At 38.5% G+C, this 5,591-nt stretch carries 2 protein-coding genes and 1 pseudogene; all 3 read left to right on the plus strand.

Going from position 1 to position 5,591, the window contains the following annotated elements; all coding sequences use genetic code 11:
• The coding region (locus G7034_RS07875) for a T9SS type A sorting domain-containing protein (protein ID WP_166400421.1) at nt 1-419 on the plus strand (419 nt) is incomplete at its 5' end.
• Nucleotides 420-687: 268 nt separating this feature from the next.
• The gene (locus G7034_RS07880; protein ID WP_166400422.1) at nt 688-879 is read left to right on the plus strand and encodes a hypothetical protein; all 192 of its coding nucleotides are present in this window, start codon (nt 688-690) and stop codon (nt 877-879) included.
• 258 nt (nt 880-1,137) lie between these two features.
• Nucleotides 1,138-5,591, plus strand: a pseudogene (locus tag G7034_RS07885) (hypothetical protein); the annotation flags it as partial.

Below are 5,591 nucleotides of genomic sequence, written 5' to 3' on the forward strand. Positions count from 1 at the left end.
TTGGAACAACAGCAGTTTATTTAGTCGATGATTATTTAGGCACAGAAACCTTGTTAGAAGACGGGCAGACTTATTCCTTTAATGTAGATGAAAGTATTAGCGAATCGGTTGCCTCTTTGCGATTTTCCTTGAAATTTGATACAGAAACCATGGGTGTGGAAGATGAGGACAATAAATTATTTAGCCTCTACCCTAACCCAGCTAAAGAAGTAGTAAACATTCAAACCAGCTTAGCTTTAGGCACAACTGTAGAAGTAGAAATCTATAATATGCTAGGTCAGCAAGTATATACCGCAAAACACGAATTGAAATCGCCTAGCTTAGAAGTCGATGTCAGTGCGTTTAACACTGGCGTATATAGTGTAAAGCTAACCGACGAAGCAGGAAACAAACAAAGCACACAATTAATAAAAGAGTAAACAGATGAAACACCTTAAAAAATTGATTCTTTAAGTACGAAAAATCTAATAGGTGTCGCATTTGACAACTGATTAACAATAAAATAGAGCAAATGAAACACCCATGTATAAAGCTTCTACACTCAGGAGAATGATTATACGTGTCGCATCTGACCAATAAAAAACAATAAATATAAACCGATGAAACACCTTAAAAAATTGATTCTTTAAGTACTAAAAATCTACTAGGTGTCGCATCTGACCAATAAAAAACAATAAATATAAGCAGATGAAACAATCACAACAAATATTTACCGTAATCCTACTAAGTTTTTTTACCATAACAAACATCCACGCTCAAAGTCTTGAGGATGCTATGGGTGGTTTTGAAGATAACGTCAATGATGTGCCCATACACATGCTGGTGTATCTTGGTTTAGCCATTGGCGGATATTTAGGAATAAATAAACTAAGAAAATAGCAAAATCATTTTGCAGTTGATTTAAAAACCACCCATAAAGGGTGGTTTTTTTGTGTGCCAAAATTCAAGGATGAAGTTCTGACGTTTATTTACATAATTTTTATATAGATATAGTATAGACAAAAATATTTTTTTATAAGTATTTGATTTTAAGTTATTTAAAAAATTCATTTTTATTTCTATTTATACTTTATCTATATCAGAAAAGTTGAATATCATGAAAATTACTTGAAATTTGGAACTACAAAAATATATGTTATGAGTTTTAAAAATACTTTTAAAAAAATTGGGTTTTTTATACTAATTTGTTTTAGCTTATTAAGCAGTTATGGGCAAACCGCAACTGCGCCCGCAGGTGCCGGGACTTCAGCCAATCCTTATCAAATTGCTACCTTAGAAAATTTGTATTGGATATCGCAAAATAGTGGAGAATGGGGATCCGGAAAACATTATATTCAAACGGCAGATATTGATGCTGCTGCTACATCTACATGGTTCTCTGGTGAGGGTTTTCCTACTATTGCGACTACTCCATATTTTTATGGAGTTTATGACGGTAATGGAAAAATTATTTCAAACCTTCACATGGATAGATCATCTGGTTCATATGGAGGTCTGTTTGGAATTGTAAGTGGAGCTAATGCTGTCATCAAAGATCTCGGGCTAGTTAATTTGAATTATTCATTTGAAACGGGAAGTACAGGTTCTTATGTTGGTGGAATAGTTGCTAGACCTGTAACTAATTCGAAAATTGAGCGATGTTTCACTACCGGTAATATAACCCACAGCGGTGGTACCAATAGTGCTACAGGTGGTATTGCAGGATATGGATCTACCAGTCCAAGTATCACAGAAAGTTGGTCTTCGGTTCATATAAATTCAACTAGTCCGAATAATGACCGTTTTATAGGAGGAATAATAGGATGGCTTGCTACTGGAAGTGTTGAAGATTGTTACTATACAGGCAACCTTAATTGGAGCTCAAACAATACAATGGTTGGAGGAATTATCGGTTTCCTGAATGCGTATCAGAGTCCTGCTGATATCTCTAGATGCTATTCGATAGCAGATTTTATAGGTTCAGCAGGAACTACAAAAGGAGCAGTTGTTGGAGGAACCGTTGCCGAGGCTTCAGCAAGCGATGGTGTTTTCTTTGACAATGATCTTATTTCTTTAGACGGAATCGGAGAGATAAACACACAGTATGGATCTTTTAACGGATCCATTGATGGCAAAAGCACATCAAACATGAAAATACAGAGTAATTATCCAGACTGGGATTTTACCCAAATTTGGGGAATTGATCCAACTATTAATGATGGCTATCCGCATTTACTGCAGAATTTACCATATAATCCATGTGATAATTTCGCAGCAGAAGCACCCACACTAGATAACGGCGTATACCAAATCTCCACCTTCAATCACCTAAGTTGGATCAGCGAAAACTCAAGTAGTTGGGGAGCAGATTTTATTCAAACGGCAGACATTGATGCTGCAGTTACAAGTGAAAGTTGTTATAACAGTGGAGCGGGCTGGTTACCTATTGGAAATGTTTCCACAAAATTCACTGGCTCCTACAATGGAGACGGACACACCATTTCAAATCTTTTTATCAATAGACCTAATGAACAGAGAATAGCTTTATTTGGCGAAACCGATGGTGCAACGATTGAGCGTTTAGGCATAGTTGATCCAGATATTACGGTTACAGGGACCGGATTTTTTGGACAGGGTTCAAATGTTGGTTCACTTGTAGGATTGGCTGATAATGGAACGAGTATTTCTGAGTGTTTTGCTACTGGAGGGAGTGTAAGCGCTGGAGGTTCAGGTGTTGGTGGATTAATCGGTCAGTTGTTGTGGTCAAGTTTGACTGATTCTTATGCTATTGTGGCTGTAGAAGGTGGTGACGCTGATATTAATTATTCAGGAGGTTTAGTGGGTGTCAATTCATCCAGTACCATCACTAATTGTTACGCTGCTGGTAGTGTAGCTTTTAAGCAATATAGTACAGGTTTTGGGTTTGTAACTGTAAGTAGGGGTCTAACCCAAGGCAGTAACGGTATCACCAACAGTTTTTATGACAGTGATGCTACCGGACAAACTACAGGGGGTGGCACCGCTAAAACAACTGTAGAAATGCAACAACAAGCTACCTTTACCAACTGGGATTTTCAATGTGAAGCTGCTAATGGCACTGCTAACATCTGGGGTATCGATGAAGGTAATGATTATCCCGTTTTGTCTCAATTTGGTTTTAATCAATCATGCCCTTGTGATATTTCTGCCACTGCACCAGCATCAGGAGATGGACTTTCTGCAAGCACAGCCTACGAAATAGCTTCTTTCGAAAACCTATTATGGATTACAGAAGACTCTACACGTTGGGATAAGTACTATATACAAACATCAGATATTGATGCAGGGGCTACTAAGACCAATGAAAATTGTTTTGATACAGAAGGCTGGTCACCTATTGGTAATGCAGATGCTTTATTTACTGGAAGCTATAATGGTCAAGGATATACTATTTCTAACTTGTACATAGATCGTACTTCTAGTCTAGGTGTTGGTCTTTTCGGCTGGGTAGAAACTGCCAATATTAGCAATTTGGAGCTCAGTAATGGAGAAGTAAGAGGACAAGGTAGAACAGCAGTAATTATAGGTCGCGCAGATGATTCTAGTCTTAGTGGTTTATCAGCAAGCGGTACTGCCTATGGTGCTGACTCAGGCTATAGCCAGGTAGGTGGTATTGTAGGATATTTAGTAGCTAGTGATGTTTCAGTATCCTATAGTAGTGTTACAATCGATTCAAATGGCGGAAGCTTAGGTTCACTGGTAGGCTACAGCACGTTCGATAGTGATAATGGTAGTTCAATTACCAACAGCTACGCCACCGGAGCAGTCACTTCTCAGAATGACTCTGATTTTGTGGGTGGGCTCACTGGCGGATTAGCCAATTCATCAGTGACCAATTCTTACGCAACTGGGGCGGTAACTAGTACTGCATCTAGTAATGTAGGCGGACTAGTTGGCGGAGATAATGGAACATCTGGGGGGAGTAGCGTTACCAATAGTTTTTATGATACTGAAACAAGTGGTTTAAATGTTAGCGCTATTGGCGGCAGTGGCAAAACCACTGCAGAAATGCAACAAGCAAGCACATTTCTTGAAGCAAATTGGGATTTTACATCATCAAATGAAATTTGGGGAATTAATCAAAATGATAACAATAGCTATCCTTTTTTAAGATACCAGGATAATGTTTCTGATTCTGATCACATCTATTTAGGAACATCTACTGGTCTTCTAACTAACCCATCAAGTTGGTCTGAAGCTTCAGTACCAACATCCTTAACAACAGTTCGTATTCCTTCTAAAGTTGCTTCAAACAATATTAGCTTAGAGGTGGATGAAGACTTCGAAATTGCTACTCTATTTATTGAAAATGAAGATGGGAATTTGGTGGTCTTACCAACCAAAAGCATTAAAGTCAACGGTAACATCACCAACAACGGTCAAATTACCTTTAAAAGTGATGCCACAGGCGATAGCTATTTAGACGAATTTACAGGAAGCATTACAGGAACAGGAGATGTTGTGGTAGAGAAATACTACCCCGCTAAACGAGCCTTTCGGATGGTAGCTAGCCCCGTAAACGGTAGTAGCCTATTTGACAACTGGCAAAACGGCGGTGCTAATGAAACGGGGATTGGTACACATATTACGGGAGACAATACAGGAACAGAAGGAGAACCTAATTCAACTACAGGATTAGATTATTCGGCTACAGGTAATCCATCCATGTTTTTCTTTGATAATGGCTGGCAAGCGGTTACCAATACTAATAATACTAATTTGGAAGTTGGAAAACCCTACCGTTTAATGGTTCGTGGCGATCGTGGAATTGACCTAGACTCCAATGAATCTTTTGGAGAAACGACTTTAATCTCAACAGGAACTTTACAAGTAGGAAACATAGCACCAACATTCCCAAGTGCTACAACTTCAGGAGATAACCCAACTACCTTTGCTTTTATTGCTAATCCGTATCAATCGAGGATTGATGTTAGTGAAGTTCTTGCTGCAAATTCAAATACTGACAGCAACCAATTATGGGTGTGGGATCCAGATGTTAATACACGTGGAGGATTTGTGACTATTGATCAACTTTCTACAGGAAATGGAGCGGCTACTCCGCTTGTTGGCAGTGGCACTTCTCAAGCTACTAAGTTCATTGAACCTGGACAAGCCTTCTTTATTCAGTTAACAGATTCAGATTCAGAAATTTCATTTACTGAAAGTGTGAAGGATAATATCACCTCTCTAAAACCTGCTCCATTCAGCGATAATCAGATGAGCATGTTGTTGGATTTAAAAAATGAAAACAACCAAATCATCGATGCCATTCGTTTACGCTTTGCTGCCGATGGAATTACTGAGATAGATGCAGCAGATATTGCTAAAATGGGGAATATCGATGAAAACCTTGCTTCAGTCAATGAAAACAGCTTGTTTACTATTCAGCGAAGAAACTTCCCTGAAAATGATGAGGTGATTCCCTTATTTACCAACAACTGGCGAAATCAAGACTACAGCTTTATGGCTAACTTAAACAATTTTGGAACAACAGCAGTTTATTTAGTCGATGATTATTTAGGCACAGAAACCTTGTTAGAAGACGGGCAGACTTATTCCTTTAATGTAGATGA

Source organism: Psychroflexus maritimus, from assembly GCF_011089875.1.
GTDB lineage: Bacteria > Bacteroidota > Bacteroidia > Flavobacteriales > Flavobacteriaceae > Psychroflexus > Psychroflexus maritimus.

Bases quoted from the DNA above. Each gene is read 5' to 3' on its own strand.
- G7034_RS07880 (WP_166400422.1), top strand. From the start codon at position 688: ATGAAACAATCACAACAAATATTTACCGTAATCCTACTAAGTTTTTTT.